We start from the raw sequence: 20,840 nt of genomic DNA on the forward strand, positions 1-20,840 counted from the left end.
ACGCCTGGCTCGATCCGGCGCTTGCGGCGAAATTCCTGTTCGCCACACCGACCGGACATCGTCAAGGTCGAGATCGCCCCCCGCGTCGGCGGCCGCTTCCTGATCGTGGACCGCCGGCCGGAGACTGGAGAGGCCGAGCACTTCGGCCGCTATGTCGAGATCGACCGGCCGCGCCGCCTGGCGTTCGACTTCGCCGTCGAGAAAGGCATGCAGGACGCCACCCGCGTCACCATCGAGATCAACCCGGCGGGCGCGGGCTGCGAAATGACCCTGACCCACGAAGGGGTCTGTCAGGATTATGCCGAACGCACGCAAGGCGGCTGGATGACGATCCTGGAAGGGCTTGCGGCGGCGCTCTGAAGGTTACGTCGCCTTGCCGAGCTGGGAGGCAGCGCGGGCCAACTCGGTGATCCGGCCCCAATCGCCGGCGCGGACGGCGTCGGCGGGCGCGACCCAGCTGCCGCCGACACAGATCACGTTGGGCAGGGCCAGGTAATCGGGAGCGTTCTTCGCATCGACCCCGCCGGTCGGGCAGAAGGTCGCCTGCGGAAACGGGCTGGAGAACGCCTTAAGCGCGCCGACGCCGCCGACGACATTGGCCGGGAACAGCTTGAAGTGGGTGAATCCTGCGTGCAGGCCCGCCATCAGTTCGGTCGCCGTCGCCACGCCCGGCAACAGCGGCAGCGGACCATCGAAACGCTCGCCCTCGATGAGGCCGGGACTGACGCCGAATTTCGCGCCAGCATCGGCCGCTGCCTGCCGAGCCGAAGCGGTGAGGATGGTCCCGGCGCCGGCCACCGCGCCCTCGACCTCGCCGGCGATCCGGCGGATGCACTCGACCGCCACCGGCGTCCGCAAGGTGACTTCCAGGGCGTAGAGCCCACCGGCGACCAGGGCCTTGGCCAGGGGAACGGCGTGCGCCTCTTCCTCGATGATCAGCACCGGCACCACGGGCGCCAGCTTCAGAATCTCAGCAAGGGTCAAAGGACGCTCCCTTCCATCTGTTCGAGAACCCGGGCCGCGCCGACCAAGGCCGCGAACGGGTGGACGACAAGGTGGGTCGGGATCTCGCGGGTATAGTCGGAAAGCCGCCCCTTGTCCTCGAACCGCCGGCGGAAGCCGCCAGAGGCCAGGCGGTCGGCCATGCGCGGCGCCATGCCGCCCGAGACATAGACCCCGCCGCGTGCGCCGCAGGTCAGGGCGATGTCGCCGGCCACCGAGCCGAGGATCTCGCAGAACCGGTCGAGCGCCTCGTCGGCCAGCAGGTCGCCGCCCGTTTGGCCGGCGGCCATCACTTCCTTCTCGTCCTTCAGGTCGGCCGCCACGCCGCGCACATCGGCCAGGCCGCGATAGAGGGCGTAGAGCCCCGGGCCCGACAGTAGGCGTTCGATCGACACCCGGCCGTGGGTGCGGCGGAGCGAGGCCCAGATGGCCGCTTCCACGCCGTCATAGGGCGCGTAGGCCGCATGGCCGCCCTCGCTGGGAATGGCGATGTCGCCGCGCTCAGTGCGCACGACCATGGCGGTGCCAAAGCCCGTGCCCGCGCCCAGCGCGAGGATCGGCGTACCTTCCGCGCCGCGCGTCACCGGGCCGATGGTCCGCAGATCGTCGGCGTCGAGCACCGGCGCGGCCAGCGCCTGAGCCGCGAAATCATTGATCAGGCGCGCGGCGTGGAACTCGAAGGTTCCGATCAGCTCACCCTCGGAAATCCGCCAGTCGAGATTGGTGAACTCAATCTCGCCATCCACCACCGGGCCGGCCACGGCGATGGCCGCGGTGTGCAGTTTCTGACGACCAACGGTGGTCTCGATGTACTCGCCAATAACCTCGGTCAGCGAGCCGTACTCCTGGGCGGGATAGGTCTTGGGATTGCGGATCCGGCCGGCGGAATCCACCAGGGCGAGCCGGGCGTTGGTGCCGCCCACATCACCGACCAGGCCGGTATAGACTGTCTTCACGCGGCGTCTCCGAAGAGGGCGCTGGCCCCCAGTTCTGCAGGTCCGGCGGCTTTGCGCATCCAGCCGAACAGCTCACGCCCATAGCCGAAACCGGCGGGCGGCGTCACGGCCCTCGGTCGCGCGGCGAGCTCGGCGGCGTCGACCTTGATCTCCAACACCCCGGCATGGGCGTCCAGCCGGATGATGTCGCCCTCACGAACATAGGCCAGCGGACCGCCGTGAGCGGCCTCCGGCGTGACGTGGATGGCCGCAGGAACCTTGCCCGAGGCGCCCGACATCCGCCCGTCGGTGACGAGCGCCACCTTGAAGCCCTTGTCCTGCAGGACGCCCAGCACCGGCGTCAGGCTGTGCAGTTCGGGCATGCCGTTGGCGGTGGGGCCCTGGAAGCGCACCACGGCGATGAAGTCGCGGTTGAGTTCGCCGCGCTTGTGGGCTTCCAGCAGGTCGTCCTGGTCTTCGAACACCAGGGCGGGGGCCTCGACGATCAGGTTGGCGTCCTTGACCGCGGAGGTCTTGATCACCGCGCGCCCAAGGCCGCCCTTGAGCAGCCGCATGCCGCCCTCGGCCTGGAAGGGATCGGTGGCCGGCCGCAGGATGTCGAGGTTCAGGGACTGGGCCGCCCCGTCGCGCCAAACCAGCTTGCCGTCCTCCAGGAACGGTTCCTGCTGATAGCGCCGCAGGCCGCCGCCGGCGACCGTGACCACGTCCTCGTGAGCCAGGCCCGCATCGAGCAGTTCACGCACCACGAACGCCATGCCGCCCGCCGCGTGGAAGGCGTTCACGTCCTCCGACCCATTCGGATAGACCCGCGCCAGCAGCGGCGTGATCTTCGACAGTTCGTCGAAGTCCTGCCAGTCGATGACGATCCCGGCCGCCCGCGCCATCGCCACCAGATGCAGCGTGTGGTTGGTCGAGCCGCCGGTGGCCAGCAGGCCGGCCAGGGCGTTGACGATGGACTTCTCGTCCACCACCGAGGCCATCGGGGTATAGGCGTTGGTCCCGTTCGCGATCTCAATGGCGCGCTTGGGCGCCGCAGCGACCAGGGCGTCGCGCAACGGGGTGTTCGGATGGATGAACGCCGAGCCCGGCAGGTGCAGGCCCATCATCTCCATCATCATCTGATTGGAGTTGGCGGTGCCGTAGAAGGTGCAGGTGCCTGGCCCGTGATAGGACTTCATCTCGCTTTCGAGCAGTTCGTCACGTGTCGCCTTGCCTTCGGCGAACAGGCCGCGCACGCGGGCCTTCTCGGCGTTCGAAAGGCCAGAGCTCATTGGGCCGCCGGGCACGAAGATCACGGGCAGATGGCCAAAGGCCAGCGCCCCGATCACCAGGCCCGGCACGATCTTGTCGCAAATGCCCAGCATCAGGGCCGCGTCGAAGGCGTCGTGGGTCAGGGCGATCCCGGTCGACATGGCGATCACGTCTCGCGAAAACAGCGAGAGCTCCATGCCGGGGCGCCCCTGGGTGACGCCGTCGCACATGGCCGGCACGCCGCCCGCGTACTGGGCCGTCGCCCCGACCTCCTCGGCCGCCGCCTTGATGATCGGCGGGAACCGCTCCAGCGGCTGGTGGGCCGACAGCATGTCGTTATAGGCCGAGACGATCGCCACGTTCGGCGCGGTCGGATTGCGCATCCGCTGCTTATCGCCATCCGGACTGGCGGCGAAGGCGTGGGCCCAGTTGGCGCAGGACAGCTTGGCGCGGCCTGGCCCGTCGTGCCGGGCCGCCTCCATCCGCCGAAGATAATCGGCCCGGCCCTCACGGCTGCGCTCGATGATGCGGGCGGTGACGGCGGCGGTGACGGGATGCAAGGCGACGGACATCAAGCTAGCTCCGACTGTTACGGGGTCCAGAGAACGCGCACCGGCGCTTTAGCCTGTTCCAGCAGCGCGTGCACGGGAAGACCACCGCCGCTTTCGATGATCTCGCGCTTGGTCTCGCCCGAGATCAGGACCAGGGTAAGGCGAGCCTGAAGCAAGGCCGGCATGGTCATGGTGACCCGGGCGACCGGGGGCGAGCCGACGCCGGCCGGAACGCCCAGGCAGAACCGCTCGCCGGCCGGATTTATGCCCTCGTCCATCACCGGACTGCCGGGAATCAGCGACGCCACATGGCCGTCCTCGCCCATGCCCAGCAGCATGACGTCATAGGGCGCCAGCGCCTTCACCTCCGGCTCGGCGCGCAGGGCCGCTTCCCTCACATTGGCCACGTCGAAGCTCAGCGGCGTGAACCGCGCCGAGGCGGCCTTGGCGACCAGAAGGCGATCACGCACCAGGCGTTCGTTGGAGTCGGGCGAGGTCGGGGCCACGAACCGGTCGTCCGACAGCGTCACCGTGACGGAACCCCAATCGATCGGCGCCTGCGCGAGCAGGTCGTAGACCGGCGCTGGGGAGCGGCCGCCTGTGGCGACCAGAACTGCGGCGCCGCGTTCGGCGATGGCGGCGGAAAGCGCGGCTTGCACGGCGGCGGCGGCGGCTTGGGCCAAGTGGGCTGGGTTTGCGAAGGTTTCAAGCATCTCCCGCCCCATAACGCAGCTATGGCGCAAAGGCCCCGCTGAATCGTTCGTGAAACGTGGAAAGCGATCACCGTTCGGAACTTCCTGCCCGGTCGGGAGCTATTTCCTCGGTTCCGCGCCGGCGCCTCCTCCCTAGGCGCGCGCTTACCCACACAATCAGGAGATCTTTCGATGAGGATCGCTCAAGTTCCGCCGCTCTATGAAGCCGTGCCGCCGCGGTTCTATGGGGGGACCGAACGTGTGGTGGCGCACCTCACCGACGCCCTGGTGGAGTTGGGCCACGACGTCACGCTGTTCGCCAGCGCCGAGGCCCAGACCAAGGCCGAGCTGGTCAAGGTCCGCGATCAGGCGATCCGGTTGGATCCGGCGCTGCTGAAGTCCGATCTGGCGGCTCATATGTCGATGCTGTGGGACGTGCGCCGTCGGGCTCATGAGTTCGACGTCATCCACTTCCACACCGACATGCTGCACTTCCCGTTCTTCGAGGACATGGCGGCCAAGACCCTGACCACCCTCCACGGCCGGCTCGACCTCAAGGACCTGCCCGGCGTCTATTGGCGCTGGAACCAGTTCCCGTTGGTCTCGATCTCCGACGATCAGCGCACGCCCATCCCGTTCGCCAACTGGGCGGGCACGGTGCACCACGGCATGCGGGCCGACCTCTACAAGCCGAACTACGAGCCGGGGCGCTACCTCGCGTTCCTGGGGCGCATCTCGCCGGAAAAGCGGCCTGACCGCGCCATCGCCATCGCCAAGCGGATGGGTATTCCGCTGAAGATCGCCGCCAAGGTGGACGCCGCCGACACGCGCTATTTCCAGGAGAAGATCGAGCCGCTGATCCTCGGCCAGGATCTGATCGAGTTTGTGGGCGAGATCGGCGACGAGGCCAAGTCGGGCTTCCTGGGCGGCGCGCAGGCGCTGCTGTTCCCCATCGATTGGCCGGAGCCGTTCGGCCTGGTGATGATCGAGGCCATGGCCTGCGGCACGCCCGTGGTCGCCTATGGCTGCGGCTCAGTTCCGGAGGTGATCGAGGATGGCGTAACCGGTTTCATTGTCAGCAATGAAGACGAGGCCGTCGCAGCCGTCGCTCGCACCGCAAGCTTGAACCGCCGGGACGTCAGGCGCAGATTTGACGAACGCTTCTCGGCGACCGCCATGGCCAGGCGCTATCTCGATCTCTACGCCAACCAAAGCGTGACCCGACCCGACATCGCCCTCGTCGCCAATGGTTAGGGACGAGGCCAACGGTTGAGGACAGGGATGGACGACCTCGCGCCTGCGCCGGACGCACATATCGAATTGGGAGAGACGGGTGAGCCCCGCGTTCCCCACCGCCTCTTCGCCCTGAAAGACAAGGACACCTTCGTGGTGGCCGACGCCTTTGGCGACATCGTCGGTACGGGCGACGGGCTGTTCCACAATGACACCCGCATCCTGTCGCGCTTCCGCCTGCTGCTGGGCGGGCAGCCGCCGTCGCTGCTGTCGGCGGCGATCGCCCAGGACAACGTGTTCTTCACCTCGCATGGCGCGAACCAGGCGCTGCCAGCGCCTGGAGGGCCGGTCGGCCCGCCAGGCGTTCTGCATGTCGAGCGCAAGCGGTTCCTGTGGGAGGAACGGCTATACGAGCGTATCTGCTGCATGAACTACAGCCGCGACGTGGTGCTGCTGCCGCTGTCGCTCGAGTTCGGCGCGGACTTCCGCGACATGTTCGAGGTGCGCGGCATGCGCCGCCCCCAACGCGGGCTCATCCATCCGCCCGAGGTCGACGGTCGCAGCGTCCGGTTCCGCTATGAGGGCCTGGACAAGGTCGAGCGGACCAGCGTGATCTCGTTCTCCGACCCGCCAGGCCGGATCGGCGGCCAACGCGCCGACTACATGTATTCCCTGCAGCCTGAGGGCCGGTTGGAGCTCTATCTGGAAGTCGGCGCCCACAACGGCGCCATTCCCAGCCGCGAGCGCTTCCGCTACGCCGCCGCTCGCGCCCGATGGGATATGCGCGCGCGCCGTCGCCATGGCGCGCGGATCAAAAGCTCGGGCCGGCTGTTCAATGAATGGCTGGAGAAATCCCGGGCCGACCTGGCCCTGCTGACCACCCGCATGGAAACCGGCCCCTATCCCTATGCCGGAATTCCCTGGTTCTCGACCGCCTTCGGGCGCGACGCGATCATCACCGCCTGGCAGATTCTCTGGTTCGAGCCTTCGCTGGCCAAGGGCGTGCTAACCTATCTGGCGGCGCACCAGGCCGAGGAGGTCTCCTCCTTCCGCGACTCCGCGCCCGGCAAGATCATGCATGAGACCCGCAAGGGCGAGATGCCGGCCTTGGGCGAGGTGCCGTTCGCCCGCTATTACGGCGGGGTCGACACCACGCCGCTGTTCGTGGCCCTGGCCGGCGCCTATGCCGAGCGCACGCGAGACCTAGCGCTGATCGACGACCTGTGGCCGGCCCTGACCGGGGCGATCCGCTGGATCGAGCAGTTCGGCGATTCCGATGGCGATGGGCTGATCGACTACAAGCGCGGCCAGGACTCTGGACTTTCCAACCAGGGTTGGAAGGACAGCGAGGACAGCGTCTTCCACGCCGATGGCCGGTTCCCGAACGGACCGATCGCCCTGGTCGAAGTTCAAGGCTACGCCTTCGCCGCCTATCGAGCGATGGCCAAGCTGGCCCACCATCGCGGAGACCAGGACAACGCCGCCCGCTGGGCCGCGCGCGCCGAGCAGATCCGCGACACTGTGGAACGGCGCTTCTGGATGGAGGACCTCGGCACCTACGGCATCGCCATCGACGGCGCCGGCGAGCTCTGCCGCGTGCGGACCAGCAATCCAGGCCACCTGCTATTCTGCGGCCTGCCCAGCCCCGACCGAGCGCGCAAGGTGGCCCAGCAGTTGATGTCGTCAGCCTTCGATTCCGGCTGGGGCGTGCGGACACTGGCCACCGGCGAACCGCGCTACAATCCGATGAGCTATCACAATGGCTCGGTGTGGCCGCACGACACCGCGATCTGCGCCATGGGGCTGTCGCGGTACGGCGAGCGCGACGGGGTAGTCAACCTGACCTCTGGCCTATTCGAGACCGCCAACACCTTCGAGATGCGGCTGCCGGAGCTGTTCTGCGGCTTCCCGCGCATGGCCGGCGAACCGCCGGTGGCCTATCCGGTCGCCTGCCTGCCGCAGGCCTGGGCCGCCGGCTCGATCTTCATGATGCTGCAGGCCTGCCTGGGCGTCACCGTCGATGGCTGGAACCGCGAGGTGCGGGTCTCCGACCCTCGCCTGCCGATCGGCATCGACCGGCTCGAGATCGACGGGCTGAGGATCGGCGACGAGAAGGTCGACCTCTTGTTCGAGCACGCCGGCCGCCGGATCGACGTGCAGGGCCGCGGCCCGACCGGCATCCCCGTACGGGTTCGCTAGGCCGATCGACGAGGCGTATGAGCGATCCGCAGGATATTGGCCGCGCCTGGCGATCCCATCGGCAGGCCGGCCAGGATGATCACCCTTTGGCCCGGCGTCGCCAGCCCCGTCGCGACGGCCTGCTCCACCGCCACGCGGGCGAGGTCCTCCGGATCGGTGAGGTCGGGCACCACCCGCGCCTCGACGCCCCAGGCCAGGGCGAGCTTGCGCGCGGTCTTCAGATGCGGCGTCAGGGCCAGGGTCGGCTGCAGCGGCCGCTCGCGCGCCAGCCGCAGGGCGGTCTGGCCGGTGGTCGTGAAGGCCGCGATACAGGCCGTCGAGGCGATCTCGGCGGCGCGGTGGGCGGCGGCGACCAAGGCGTCGGCGTCGGCGTCTTCAACGGGGTATTCGGCCGCCATCAGCTCGGGCCAACGTGGATCGCGCTCCACCCGGGTCAAGATGCGGTTCATGATCGTGACCGCCTCGACCGGATACTCCCCGGCCGCGGTCTCGGCCGACAGCATCACCGCATCAGCGCCCTCATAGACCGCCCCGGCCACGTCGGAGGCTTCGGCCCTGGTGGGCGTCGGCGCGTGGATCATGGATTCCAGCATCTGGGTCGCGACGATCACCGGAATGCCGCGTGTTCGGGCGGCGCGGATCAACGCCTTCTGCACCACCGGCACGTCCTCGGGGTTCAGCTCCACGCCCAGATCGCCGCGCGCGACCATCACCGCCTCGCAGAGATCGAGGATTTCATCCAACGCCTCGAGCGCGGCCGGCTTTTCGATCTTGGCCAGAACCGCGGCCCGGCCTTGGACAATCTGACGAAGCTCAGCCATGTCGGACGCGCGCTGTACAAAGGACAGCGCCACCCAGTCGACGCCTTCCTGCAGGGCGAAGTTGAGGTCTTCGCGATCCTTGGGCGTCAGCGCCGGCACCGGAATGGCGTGACCCGGCAGGTTGAGCCCCTTGTGGTTCGAAAGTTGATCGCCGGAAATCACCACCGTGTCGGCGAAATCGGGGCCGCAGCGCCTGACCTTCAAGCGAACCCGGCCGTCGTCCAGCAGGATGTCGGAGCCCGGCCCGAGGGCGGCGAACACCTCGACCAGCGGCACCCCGACCCGCGAGGCGTCGCCCGGTTCAGACGAGGTGTCGAACCGGAAGTCCTGGCCCTCTTTCAGGCGGACGGTCCGGTCAGCGAATTCACCCAAGCGGATCTTGGGTCCTTGCAGATCGGCCAGCACGGCGAGCGGCCGCCCGAGGGCCGCCTCGGCGGCGCGCACATTGGCGATCGTGCGGGCGTGGTCTTCGTGGGTCCCATGGCTGAAGTTCACTCGGAAGACATCGGCTCCGGCCGTGGCGAGCTCGATGACCTTGGACGCATCGCGGCTGGCGGGGCCGAGCGTGGCGACAATGCGGGCGCGGCGGGCGCGGATCATCTGACCTCCGTGAAGTGCCTGGGCAACCGGTGTCTATACCCGTTCGCCGCCGACGCGAGGCCGGGCCAGCCCAATATGGTCAAACGCGAGGACATGGCGAACCTTTCCCGATTGGCGTCATGATCACGCCCGACCGCCCCAACACCGCCGCCTTTGCGCGGCTCTTTCCTGAACCGAAGCCAGCTTCGCGGATTGCAGCCTGATGACCCAAAGCCTTGACCTCTTCCCCATCGGCAATTGCGCGGCCAGCGGCCTGATCGACCGAGCCGGCCGGCTGGTGTGGGCCTGTGTGCCCCGCGTCGATGGCGACCCGGTGTTTTCGGCCCTGCTGAACGCCGATCCGGAAGAGCACGCCGACGCCCAGGGCTATTGGGCGGTGGAGCTCGAGGACCAGGTCAGCGTCCGCCAGAGCTATCTGCGCAACACCCCCATCGTCGTGACCGAGATCACTGACAAGTCCGGCGCCGTGGCCCAGGTGATCGATTTCTGCCCGCGCTATCGGCAGTTCGGACGGGTCTATCGGCCGGTCGCTTTCATCCGCCTCATCCGGCCGATCGCCGGCGTGCCGAAGATCCGCATCAAGCTGCGCCCGACCGTGAACTGGGGGGAGCGGGCAGCGGACCGAACCTCCGGCTCCAACCACATCCGCTTCATCGGCGGCGAGATGACCCTGCGCATGACGACCGACGCGCCGATCTCGCACATCAGCGGGGAGCGGCTGTTCCGGCTCGAGGAACCGGTCTCGATGTTCCTCGGCCCTGACGAGGGGTTCGACGCCGATCTCACCGCGACGACGGAGCGGATGCTCAAGGAAACCACCGCCTATTGGCGCGGCTGGGTCCGGACCCTGTCGGTGCCGCTGGAGTGGCAACAGGCGGTGATCCGTTCGGCCATCACCTTGAAGCTGTGCGCGCATGAGGAAACCGGCGCCATCGTGGCGGCCCTGACGACCTCGATCCCGGAGCACGAGGGCAGCCAACGCAACTGGGACTATCGCTATTGCTGGCTGCGCGACGCCTATTACGTGGTCCAGGCGCTGACCCGCCTGGGCGCCGCGGACATGCTGGAAAACTATCTCGGCTATCTACGCAATATCGTCGACCGCTCGAAGGGCGGCCACGTCCAGCCGCTCTACGGGGTAGGGCTTGAGCCCTCGCTGACCGAGCGCTTCGCCGAACATCTGGCCGGCTACCGCGGCATGGGACCGGTTCGGGTCGGCAATCAGGCGCACGAGCACCTGCAACATGACGTGTACGGACAGATTATCCTGTCGACCGTGCAGGCCTTCTTCGACGAGCGGCTGTTCCGGCCGGCGACCGTCGAGGATTTCCGCAGTCTGGAGCCGGTCGGCGAGCGCGCCTTCGAGCTCCACGACCAGCCCGACGCCAGCCTCTGGGAGTTCAGGGGTCGGGAGAACGTCCACACCTATTCGGCGGTGATGTGCTGGGCGGCCTGTGATCGGCTAGGAAACGCTGCGGCCAAGCTCGGTCTGACAGAACGGGCCGCCTTCTGGAACGATCGCGCCGCTACGGTGCGGGCCACCATCGAGGAAAAGGCCTGGAACAAGGACCTTGGCCGGTTCGCCGCCACCTTCGGGGGGGACGAATTGGACGCCAGCCTGCTGCAACTGGTCGATGTGCGCTTCGTCAGCCCCGACGATCCGCGCATGGCCGCCACCATCGCAGCGGTCGAGAAGGGGCTGCGCCGCGGACCCTATATGCTGCGCTACGCCATTCCCGACGACTTCGGCGAGCCGAAGACCGCCTTCAATATCTGCACGTTCTGGCTGATCGAGGCCCTGCACCTGTCCGGCCGCGCCGACGAGGCCCGGACGCTGTTCGAGGAGATGCTGGACCGGCGAACCGCTGCCGGACTGCTGTCGGAGGACATCGCGTTCGACGGCGCCGAGCTCTGGGGCAACTATCCGCAGACCTATTCGCTGGTCGGCCTGATCAACTGCGCGACCATGCTGTCGCGGCCCTGGTCATCGGTGCGCTGAATCCTTTTGCCGAATCATGGATTCCTAGTGGGTGACGCTGAAAGGGCGACCCATGAGAGACATGACCGAGGTCCTTCGACGCTTCGAGGCCCATGCGGCCGACGAGGATCGCAAGGCGACGCATGAAGTCTATGGCGAGAGCTTCGAAGACGCGGCCTTCGCCTTCATTGAGCGATGGCGGCCGGGCGCCGATGAAAACGGCGAGATCCAGGTCCAACTGACCGACTGCGAGAGCGGCGAGCGTCAGTGCTTCCGCCTGGACCTGGACAGCGGCGTATCGGGTTCGTGCGATTGACCTCCGCGCCGGACAAGCCGGCGCGGAGACGTTGATCACTCGTAGACGAAGGCCTTATCGTCGAGATCGATGGCCGGCAGCTCGTCCTTCTCAGCCCAGTAGTCCTGGGTGTGGCGCCACTCAGGCTTGTTCCCACTCTTGGGCAGCAGGTGCATGCCGCGCATCAGGTAGCCTGGGTTGAAATTCTCCGGATCGATCCACGGCTCGTGGACAATTTCCTTGTACTCGGGACGCAGGGCCGGAACCACGCGCTTCGCACCCTTGGCCTTCATGTGGTTAAGCAGGCGCGGCACGAAATCGCCGATCAGATCGGCCCGCAGCGTCCAGCTGGCGCGGAAGTAGCCGAACACCCAGATCAGGTTCGGCACGCCCGTGAACATCCTGCCGCGGTAGTTCACGGTCTGCGAGAAATCGAGCGGCTTGCCGTCGATGTGGAAATCGATGTCGCCCAGCACATTGAGGTCGAAGCCGGTCGCCGTGACGATGATGTCGGCTTCCAGCGTCTCGCCAGACTTCAGCAGGATGCCGTTTTCCGTGAAGCGTTCGATCTCGTCGGTGACCACAGAAGCCTTACCGGAGGCGATGCCTTGGAACAGGTCGCCGTTCGGCACGAAGGCGATGCGCTGGCGCCAGGGCCGGTAGCGCGGCGTGAAGTGCTTATCGACGTCATAGTCCTCGCCGAGGAAAGCGCGGACCCCGGCCAGCAGATCCTTGGTGACCGATTCCGGCTCCTCAAGCGCCCGGCGGGTGAAGGCGGCCTGGTCGAACAGGATCTTCTTGCGGACGATCTCGTGGACCCAATTCTCGTCGATCTCCAGCTCGCGCAGGGTGTCGGCCAGTTCGTTGGCGTTGCGGCCGGGAATGAAATAGGTCGGTGAGCGCTGCAGCAGGGTGACGTGCGCGACGTCGGCGGCGATGGCCGGGACCAGGGTCGCAGCCGTGGCGCCCGAGCCGATGACGACGACCTTCTTGCCCTTGTAGTCGAGGTTCTCGGGCCAGGTCTGAGGGTGGACGATCAGTCCCTTATAGGTCTCCATCCCCGGCCACTCGGGCGTGTAGCCTTCGGAGTGGCGGAAGTAGCCCTGGCACATCCAGAGGAAGTTGGTGGTGAAGGACCCGGGCTCGCCGGTGTCGGTCCGCACCGTCTCCAACGTCCACAGGTTGTCCTGGCTGGACCACCGGGCTGAAGTGATCTTGGTCTTGTACTGGATATGACGGGCCAGATCGTGGTCTTCGATCACCTCGCCCATATAGGCCAGGATCTCTTCGGCCGTGGCGATGGGCGTGCCCTTCCACGGCTTGAACCGATAGCCGAAAGTGTAGAGGTCGCTGTCGGACCGGATGCCGGGATAGCGGTGGGTATGCCAGGTGCCGCCAAAGCTCTCCTGGCTCTCCAGCACCGTGAAGCTCGTTCCCGGGCTTTGCTCGGTCAGGTGATAGGCTGAGCCGATCCCCGAAATGCCCGCCCCGACGATGATGACGTCGAAGTGTTGAGTCTTGGCCTTCGCCTTCACGGCAAGCGTATCCGTCCCGGTCATCCGTTCCCGTTCTTCTGTTGTTGGCGGTTGTGTCCGCTTTTCGCTTCATCGGAAGGGTACGTCCCACCCGGCTCAGCTCCTTGACTGAAATCAATATAGGTTATCGCTGATAACCGAAAGTGGGAGCTTGGCGCCGTGCCGTAGTTCGGTGGCCAGGACGTGGCTCAAATGCGAGTCAGCAACCATGAGTCGTAGGGATGGGTTCACCTCTCCCAAGCATGATCGCTCCATGTTCCGACTGCCTGCGATACCGGCGCTCCTGTTCAGCTTTCGCGGCGAAATTGGCAGGATCGCGTTTATGACGGGTCACGCGTTGATCCTCGGCCTCATGCTGCTGCTGAGCGCGTTGGTCACACCCTTTTTTGGAAATCTGCATGGCTCAGATCTAGCCATCCTGATCACAACCGTGGTCGTCGGCTCAGCCTTCATGATAACGGCGCTGGCGCTCTATTTTTGGCCAACCCTGGCGTTGGGGGCCAAGCGTGCACGAAGCCTCGGCGTCCCACTACCGTTCGCCTTCGCCATAGCCTTGGGCCCAACGGTGGCGCTCATGACGGCGCTGTTCCTTGGCGTCGCGACCTCACTCGATCCGCGTCCGCTGATGGCGACTGTCGGCGTCTTGAATTCAATCGTCTTCCTGACGCTCTGCATGTGGCCTCCGCAGCCACGGAGCCCTCAGTCGTACCAGGCGCGGTCCGAGCGTTCGATCAAGGCGAAGGCGCCGGCCGGACCCCAGCTGCCAGCCGCATAGGGCTTCGGCGCCATGCCGGAATCGCGCCAGGCCTGCGCCACGCCGTCGATCCATTCCCAGGCGCGCTCGACCTCGTCCCGGCGCACGAACAGCGTGCGGTTGTTCTGAATCACGTCGAGGATCAACCGCTCATAGGCGATGCGCCGCCGGGCGTTGGGGCCGGAATAGGCCTTCGCCAGCGACAGCGAGAGCGGCAGCGATTGCAGCCGCATGCCGCGCTCGGACAGCCCCGGCGCCTTGTTCATCAGCAGCAGTTCGATGTCCTCGTCCGGCTGCAGGTCGATGACCAGGCGGTTGGCGGCAAGGTCCGCCTTGGCCGCGCCGTCGAAGATCGAGTGCGGAACCGGCTTGAACTGGATGGCGATCTGGGTTCGCCGCTCGGGCAGGCGCTTGCCGGTGCGCAGGAAGAAGGGCACGCCGGCCCAGCGCCAGTTGTCGATATCAACGCGCAGGGCGACGAAGGTCTCGGTGTCGGTCGGCTGACCACGTTCGGCCTCGTAGCCGCCCACCGAAGCCCCGCCCGACACGCCGGGCGTGTACTGGCCGCGCACGCTGACGGTCTGCACGTCGGCGCGGGTGACCGGTCGCAGCGAGCGCAGCACCTTGACCTTTTCGTCGCGGACCGAGTCCGGCTCCATATCCGACGGCGGCTCCATGGCCACCAGGCACAGGAGCTGCAGCATGTGGTTCTGCACCATGTCCCGCAGGGCGCCGTACTCGTCGTAATAGGGCCAGCGATCGCCGACCCCCTCGGTCTCGGCCACGGTGATCTGCACGTGGTCGATGGTAAGGTTGTTCCACAGCGGCTCGAACAGGGTGTTGGCGAAGCGCAGCGCTAGCAGGTTCTGGACCGTCTCCTTGCCCAGGTAGTGGTCGATGCGGAAAATGCTGTCTTCCGGGAAGACCTCGGCCACCGCGCCGTTGATGACCCTGGAACTCGCGAGGTCGCGGCCGATCGGCTTCTCCAGCACGATCCGCGTCTTGGGGGTGGCGAGGCCAGCCTGGGACAGGGCGGCGCAGACGCGGCCGTAGATACTGGGCGACAGCGCCAGGTAGAAGATCGGAATGCGCGCCTCGCCGAGCGCGGCCTTCAACTCAGCCGCGCCTTCCGGCGTCGTGGCGTCGGCGCCGACATAGTCCAGGCGCGTCTCGAACCGCGCCCAGGCCTTGGCGTCGAGCCCGGCCGGGCCGGCGCGCGAGCCGACAGATTCCTTCACCTCGGCGATGAAGGCCTCCCGGCTCATCTCGGCGCGGGCGGTGGCGATGATGGCGAACCCGTCAGCCAGGAAGCCGTCGGCGTCCAGGAAGTACAGCGAGGGAAAGAGCATCTTTTGGGCGAGGTCGCCCGTGCCGCCGAACAGAACGATCACATCGGCGAGAGGCTGCTCTGCCATCGGTGTCACCTTTTCGCGAGATTGCACTTATCAGCGCGCATAGCTGCGTTCGGGGATGCAACGTCAAGTCCTTCTCACGGGTTCATTTCGTTGAACCGAGGAAATTGGATCGAACCGGGGCCACAGGCGTTCCTCGTGGCTCTCGGGCGAAAGTAAACATGAGCGTAGACGAATTGAGCATCGGGCTGAGCAAGCCCCCAGCACGGCTGGCGCTGGACGGCGCCGCACTGTTCCTTGATCTGGACGGCACCTTGGCGCCGATCGCCGAGCGTCCGGAAGATGTCCGCCCCGACCCGCGCCGCACCGACCTGCTGCAAAAGCTGGGACAGCGCCTCAACGGCCGGCTAGCGGTCGTCAGCGGCCGCTCGCTTTCCGAAATCGACCACATTCTTGAGAACCGGGTGACCTGCGTCGCGGCCATCCATGGCTTGGTGCGCCGCGACGCCCACGGGGTGATCGGCGAAGCTGCGCCCCATCCTGGCCTGACCACCGCGCGCACGGCCCTGCGCGAGTTCGCCGCGCGCGATCCGCGCCTGCTTATCGAAGATAAGGCGCTCAGCCTCACCATGCACTACCGCCAGGCTCCAGACCGGGCGCGGGACGTCATTGACCTGGCCGAGCACATCGCCACGCTTACCGGTCTCACCCTGCAACCCGGCGACATGGTCGTCGAACTGCGCACCCCCGGCGCCAGCAAGGGCGACTCGATCCGCGCCTTCATGACCGAGCAGCCGTTCCGCGGCCACCAACCGATCTTCCTGGGCGACGATCTTACCGACGAGCACGGGTTCTTCGCCGTCCGGCAACTTGGCGGCTACGGGATCCTGGTCGGCCCCGAACGCAAGACCACCGCGACCTATCGAATGGAGGGTGTCGAAGCCGCCCTCACCTGGCTGGAGGCCGCAGAATGAGCCGGCTGATCGTCGTCTCCAATCGCGTCAACCCGCCGACCGGCAAGGGCGACGAAACGGTCGGCGGTCTGGCCATGGCGCTCGCCGCGGCCCTGCGGGAGTATTCGGGCCTGTGGTTTGGCTGGAGCGGCAAGACCACGCCGGAGTTCACCGGCCACCTGAATCTGCAGCGGGTCGAGGGCGTGACGGTCGCGACCGTCGACCTCGAAGAGGCCGACCTCAACGAATACTACAACGGCTACGCCAACAAGACGCTGTGGCCGCTGTTCCACTATCGTCAGGATCTGACCGCCTACGACCGCTCATTCGACGAAGGCTACGAGCGGGTGAACCGGCGGTTCGCCGAGACGCTGCGGCCGCTGATCGAGCCCGACGACCTGATCTGGATCCACGACTATCATCTCATCCCTTTGGCGCGCGAGCTACGCAGCCTGGGCGTCAAAAACCGGATCGGCTTCTTCCTGCACATCCCGTGGCCAGCTCACCAGCTGATCACCACCTTGCCCCGCCACAAGAAGCTGGTGGAGGCCCTGTTCGCCTACGACCTAGTCGGTTTCCAAACCCCCGAGTACCGCCAGGCGTTCGAGGAATATGTGCTGAGCGAGGCCGATGGCGTGGCGGTGGGGCTTAACACCCTGCGCGCCTTCGGCCGCACCGTTCAGGTCGGCGACTTCCCTATCGGCATCGACGCGGCCGAGTTCGGCGAGATGGTCAATTCCGAGCGCGCCCATCGCACCTATGACGTGATGACGGCGCACACGGCCTTCCGCAAGATGATCGTCGGCGTCGACCGGCTCGACTATTCCAAGGGGCTGGAAGAACGGTTCCTTGGCTTCGAGCGCCTGCTCGCCGATCACCCGCATCTGCGCCGCGAAGTGCTGATGCTGCAGATCGCTCCGGTCAGCCGCGAGGGCGTCGAGGCCTATCAGGAGATCCGCGCGCGGCTGGACGCCCTGTCGGGGCGCATCAACGGTGAATATGCCGACATCGACTGGAACCCGGTCCGCTATGTGAACCGCAACTACCGGCGCGACGAACTGGCCGGCGTCTATCGCGCCGCCAAGGTCGGCCTGGTGACGCCGCTGCGCGACGGCATGAACCTTGTCGCCAAGGAGTTTGTCGCCGCCCAGGATCCGGACGATCCCGGCGTGCTGGTGCTGTCGCGGTTCGCGGGCGCCGCCAACCAGATGCCCGAGGCGCTGTTGATCAATCCCAACAGCCCCGAGGACATCTCCGAGGCCCTGAACCGGGCGCTCAACATGGAGTTAGGGGAGCGAATCGCGCGTTGGCGCGCTCTCTTCGACAATGTTCAGCGCGAAGACGTCACCGCCTGGCGGGACGCCTATGTGGGCGCGCTCGCCGCCATCCGGACAGGCGCCCACCGCAAAGCCGCCGAGGGACCGCTCTATGGCGAACAAGCTCGCCCGCTATCAGTCCATGAGAGACTTTACCCGGACGGCGGAGCCCAGCGGCCGGGAGAAGGCCCAGCCCTCGAAACAGCTGCGCTACGTGATCCAGAAGCACGCGGCGACGAGGCTTCACTACGACTTTCGTCTGGAACTGGACGGGGTCTTCAAGTCCTGGGCCGTGACCAAGGGACCCTCCCTAGACCCACACGATCGTAGGCTGGCGGTCGAGGTCGAGGATCACCCGCTCGACTACGGCGACTTCGAAGGCACGATTCCCAAGGACCAGTACGGCGGCGGCTCGGTCATGCTGTGGGACCGCGGCTATTGGGCGCCGGAGCCCGGAACCGACCCGCATGAAGGGCTGGAAAAGGGCGACCTGAAGATTGTGCTCGAGGGCGATCGCCTGCACGGCGGATTCGTCCTTATACGGATGAAGCATGATCGCAACGGCGGCAAGCGCAACAATTGGCTGCTGATCAAGCATCGCGACGAGTTCGCCCAGGAGGGCGACGCCGACGCCTTGCTGACGGAAAACGCCACCTCGGTCGCATCGGGTCGGACGATGGACGCCATCGCCGAAGGCAAGGGCAAGGGTCCGACCCCGTTCATGAAGGCGAAGAAGACCAAGGCTCGCTCCGACGATGTGTGGCAGAGCAAGCCTAGATCGGCCACGCCGGCGCCCAAGCCGCTGGCTGCGCCGCCCGCGCCGAAACTGCGGCCCGCAGCCTTGCCCAGTTTCGTCGAGCCCCAGCTCTGCAAGTCGGTCGAACGGCCGGCGAACGGGGCGGGCTGGGGCCATGAGGTCAAGTTCGACGGCTATCGCCTGCAACTGCGCGTCGAGGGCGGCAAGGCCGTGGTCCGCACCCGCAAGGGCCTGGACTGGACCGAGCGTTTCGGCGCGATCGCGGCGGCCGCCTCTGCCCTGCCCGACTGCATCCTCGACGGCGAGGCCGTCGCCCTGGACCACGAGGGCCAGCCAAGCTTTTCGGCGTTGCAGGCTGCGCTGGCGGAAGAGAAGACCGGCGATCTGATCTATTTCGCGTTCGACCTGCTGTTCGGGGGCGGGGCTGACCTGCGCGATTTGCCGCTTCGCGAGCGCAAGGAGGCCCTGAAGCTGGTGCTGCAGGGCGATGATCCCCGGATCCGCTATGTCGAGCATTTCGAAACCTCCGGCGAGGCGGTCTGGCAGTCGGCCTGCCGGCTCAACCTCGAAGGCATCATTTCCAAACGGCTGGACGCCGCCTACCGATCAGGTCGCTCCGAAAGCTGGACCAAGGCCAAGTGCCGCGCCGGCGAAGAAGTGGTGATCGGCGGCTGGACCGGCGAAAAGGGCCAGCTTCGCTCGCTGCTGGCCGGCGTCTACCGCGACGGCCAGCTCGCCTATGTCGGCCGCGTCGGCACCGGCTTTGGGCGGGAGACGGTGGCGCGCGTGCTGCCGAAACTGGAGGCCGTGGCGAGCGCCGCAAGCCCGTTCAAGGGCGCCAACGCTCCGCCCAAGGCGGCCAATGTCCATTGGGCCAAGCCGGAACTCGTCGCCGAGATCGCCTTCGCCGGCTTCAGCGGCGACGGAAATATCCGCCAGGCCGCCTTCAAGGGCCTTCGCGAAGACAAACCCGCCTGCGAAGTCGAGGCGGAAAAGCCCGCACCCGCCGAAGCCATCGAACTTGCCGAACCCACGCCGCGCCCGATGGCCCGGAAAGGAAAGTCCAGCATGGGTGAACCCGTCGTCATGGGGGTGACCATCTCCAGCCCCGACAAGGCGCTTTGGCCAAACTCGGCCGACTCCCCCGAGCCGGTGACCAAACTCGAACTGGCGCGGTACCTGGAAGAGATCGGTCCGTGGATGATGGAGCACATCAAGGGCCGCCCCTGCTCGATCATCCGCACGCCGGACGGCATCGGCGGCGAGCAGTTCTTCCAACGCCATGCGGGCAAGGGCTCGTCCCCGCTGATCAACCAGGTCGAGGTCAGCGGCGATCATGCCGCCTATCTGCAAGTCGACCGGATCGAAGCCCTGGCGGCCCTGGCTCAGATCGGGGCGACCGAATACCACCCGTGGAACTGCCGGCCGCATGAACCGGACGTTCCCGGCCGATTGATCTTCGACCTCGATCCAGGCCCTGGCGTGACCTTCGACGATGTGGTCGCCGCCGCGCGAGACGTACGCGACCGGCTGGAGGAGGTCGGGCTGACCGCTTTTTGCAAGACCACGGGGGGCAAAGGCCTTCATGTCGTGACGCCGCTGAGCCCGCCGAAGAGAAAGCTCGACTGGCCGACCGCCAAGGCCTTCGCCAAGAAGCTCTGCGAGCAGATGGCGGCCGATGAGCCGGACCGCTACGTGGTCAACATGGCCAAGAAGCTGCGCAATGGGCGGATATTCCTGGATTACCTGCGTAACGACCGGCTCTCCACTGCGGTGGCGCCGCTGTCGCCGCGGGCCAGGGAGGGAGCCAGCGTCTCCTTCCCGCTGAACTGGAGCCATGTGAAGGCGGGCCTTGATCCGCTGCGCTACACCATCCGCACCGCGCCGGCCCTGCTCAAGAAGACCACCGCCTGGGCGGACTACGCCGAAAGCGAAAGATCGCTGGAAACCGCCATCAAGCGTCTGGGCTGAAACAAGCCCGCCTCATCTGGGGCGCGAAGATGAACCTAACCCAAACCGGATGGTTCAGCTTGGGCTCAGCAGCGTCCCCTCATGATGTCTCCAACAGTTGAGTAGGAGATCGCCATGAAGAAGATCCTGACCGCCGCCGTCGCCCTGTCCGTCCTGGTCGGCGCTGGAGCGGCGAACGCCCAGCCCTACCGCAACGATCATCGCGATCACCGCGACGACCGCCGCGTCGAGCAGCAATACGACCGCCGCATGGACAAGGCTGAACGCAAGTATGATCGCGACGTCCGCAAGGCCGAGCGCAAGTACCGCGCCGCCGCCTATCAGCGCCCTAGCGGCTACACCTATCGCCATTGGAACCGCGGCGACCGCCTGCCCCCGGCCTACCGGGCCGATCGCTACCGGGTCGATTATCGCCACTACGGCCTGCGCGCCCCGCCGCGCGGCTACTACTACACCCGCGTCGACAACGACGTGGTCCTGACCGCCGCCGCCACCGGCCTGGTCGCCTCGGTCATCGTGGGGATGTTCCAGTAGTGGAGTTCCTCTCCCCGCTGGGGCCTGTTGCGAAATTCGCTGATCGTGATTCCCTGGTGGTGAGCCAGGGAGTCGGTGATGTCGGTGAAG

Annotated in this window: 15 protein-coding genes and 1 pseudogene; 9 read left to right on the forward strand and 7 right to left on the reverse strand. The window is 66.7% G+C overall.

What is annotated here, in order from left to right:
* Window positions 1–21 precede the first annotated feature (21 nt).
* A complete protein-coding gene (locus tag Q8M13_RS08410) occupies window positions 22–360 on the forward strand; it encodes an SRPBCC domain-containing protein (RefSeq protein ID WP_305299342.1) in 339 nt (112 codons plus the stop codon).
* A 3-nt stretch (window positions 361–363) separates the two neighbouring features.
* On the opposite strand, the gene eda is transcribed toward Q8M13_RS08410, so the two are convergent.
* From eda to pgl, 4 genes are read right to left on the reverse strand one after another with little or no spacing between them, the layout of a single operon-like run.
* The gene (gene eda, locus Q8M13_RS08415) at window positions 364–984 is read right to left on the reverse strand and encodes a bifunctional 4-hydroxy-2-oxoglutarate aldolase/2-dehydro-3-deoxy-phosphogluconate aldolase (RefSeq protein ID WP_305299343.1); all 621 of its coding nucleotides are present in this window, start codon (window positions 982–984) and stop codon (window positions 364–366) included.
* Window positions 981–1,958 (reverse strand): glucokinase, encoded by a 978-nt coding sequence (gene glk, locus Q8M13_RS08420; protein ID WP_305299344.1) that lies wholly within the window; start codon window positions 1,956–1,958, stop codon window positions 981–983. The genes eda and glk overlap by 4 nt, the downstream gene beginning before the upstream one ends.
* Window positions 1,955–3,769, reverse strand: coding sequence for a phosphogluconate dehydratase (edd, locus tag Q8M13_RS08425; protein ID WP_370869994.1), 1,815 nt, complete (start codon window positions 3,767–3,769; stop codon window positions 1,955–1,957). The genes glk and edd overlap by 4 nt, the downstream gene beginning before the upstream one ends.
* A gap of 29 nt (window positions 3,770–3,798) precedes the next feature.
* Window positions 3,799–4,473 carry a 6-phosphogluconolactonase gene (gene pgl, locus Q8M13_RS08430; RefSeq protein WP_305299346.1) on the reverse strand — a complete coding sequence of 225 codons (675 nt, stop codon included), beginning with the start codon at window positions 4,471–4,473 and terminating at the stop codon, window positions 3,799–3,801.
* 171 nt (window positions 4,474–4,644) lie between these two features.
* On the opposite strand from pgl, the gene Q8M13_RS08435 reads away from it, so the two are divergent.
* Window positions 4,645–5,706, forward strand: coding sequence for a glycosyltransferase family 4 protein (locus Q8M13_RS08435; protein ID WP_305299347.1), 1,062 nt, complete (start codon window positions 4,645–4,647; stop codon window positions 5,704–5,706).
* Between the two features lie 27 nt (window positions 5,707–5,733).
* Window positions 5,734–7,884 (forward strand): amylo-alpha-1,6-glucosidase, encoded by a 2,151-nt coding sequence (locus tag Q8M13_RS08440; RefSeq protein WP_305299348.1) that lies wholly within the window; start codon window positions 5,734–5,736, stop codon window positions 7,882–7,884.
* Here the strand turns inward: Q8M13_RS08440 and pyk are convergent.
* Window positions 7,881–9,305 carry a pyruvate kinase gene (gene pyk, locus Q8M13_RS08445; protein WP_305299349.1) on the reverse strand — a complete coding sequence of 475 codons (1,425 nt, stop codon included), beginning with the start codon at window positions 9,303–9,305 and terminating at the stop codon, window positions 7,881–7,883. The two genes, Q8M13_RS08440 and pyk, sit on opposite strands and share 4 nt — an antisense overlap.
* 202 nt (window positions 9,306–9,507) lie before the next feature.
* On the opposite strand from pyk, the gene Q8M13_RS08450 reads away from it, so the two are divergent.
* The gene (locus Q8M13_RS08450) at window positions 9,508–11,304 is read left to right on the forward strand and encodes a glycoside hydrolase family 15 protein (protein ID WP_305299350.1); all 1,797 of its coding nucleotides are present in this window, start codon (window positions 9,508–9,510) and stop codon (window positions 11,302–11,304) included.
* Between the two features lie 52 nt (window positions 11,305–11,356).
* Window positions 11,357–11,599 (forward strand): DUF5961 family protein, encoded by a 243-nt coding sequence (locus Q8M13_RS08455; protein WP_305299351.1) that lies wholly within the window; start codon window positions 11,357–11,359, stop codon window positions 11,597–11,599.
* Window positions 11,600–11,634: 35 nt separating this feature from the next.
* On the opposite strand, the gene Q8M13_RS08460 is transcribed toward Q8M13_RS08455, so the two are convergent.
* Together Q8M13_RS08460 and zwf are read right to left on the reverse strand one after the other, a co-directional pair.
* Window positions 11,635–13,137 (reverse strand): NAD(P)/FAD-dependent oxidoreductase, encoded by a 1,503-nt coding sequence (locus Q8M13_RS08460; protein WP_305299352.1) that lies wholly within the window; start codon window positions 13,135–13,137, stop codon window positions 11,635–11,637.
* A gap of 675 nt (window positions 13,138–13,812) precedes the next feature.
* Entirely contained in the window at window positions 13,813–15,282 is a 1,470-nt protein-coding gene (zwf, locus tag Q8M13_RS08465; RefSeq protein ID WP_305299353.1) for a glucose-6-phosphate dehydrogenase, read from the reverse strand.
* 158 nt (window positions 15,283–15,440) lie between these two features.
* Here zwf and otsB point away from each other — a divergent pair, with 158 nt between their 5' ends.
* From otsB to Q8M13_RS08485, 4 genes and pseudogenes are all read left to right on the forward strand, one after another.
* A complete protein-coding gene (gene otsB, locus Q8M13_RS08470; protein WP_305299354.1) occupies window positions 15,441–16,193 on the forward strand; it encodes a trehalose-phosphatase in 753 nt (250 codons plus the stop codon).
* A pseudogene (locus Q8M13_RS08475) lies at window positions 16,190–17,539 on the forward strand (trehalose-6-phosphate synthase); the annotation flags it as partial. The gene otsB and the pseudogene Q8M13_RS08475, both read left to right, overlap by 4 nt.
* A gap of 91 nt (window positions 17,540–17,630) precedes the next feature.
* On the forward strand, window positions 17,631–20,216 hold the full coding sequence (gene ligD / locus Q8M13_RS08480) for a DNA ligase D (RefSeq protein WP_370869993.1): 2,586 nt from the start codon (window positions 17,631–17,633) through the stop codon (window positions 20,214–20,216).
* A 114-nt stretch (window positions 20,217–20,330) separates the two neighbouring features.
* Entirely contained in the window at window positions 20,331–20,750 is a 420-nt protein-coding gene (locus tag Q8M13_RS08485) for an RcnB family protein (protein WP_305299356.1), read from the forward strand.
* Window positions 20,751–20,840: the final 90 nt, after the last annotated feature.

It is taken from the genome of Phenylobacterium sp. (genome assembly GCF_030681155.1).
In the GTDB taxonomy this organism is placed as follows: domain Bacteria; phylum Pseudomonadota; class Alphaproteobacteria; order Caulobacterales; family Caulobacteraceae; genus Phenylobacterium.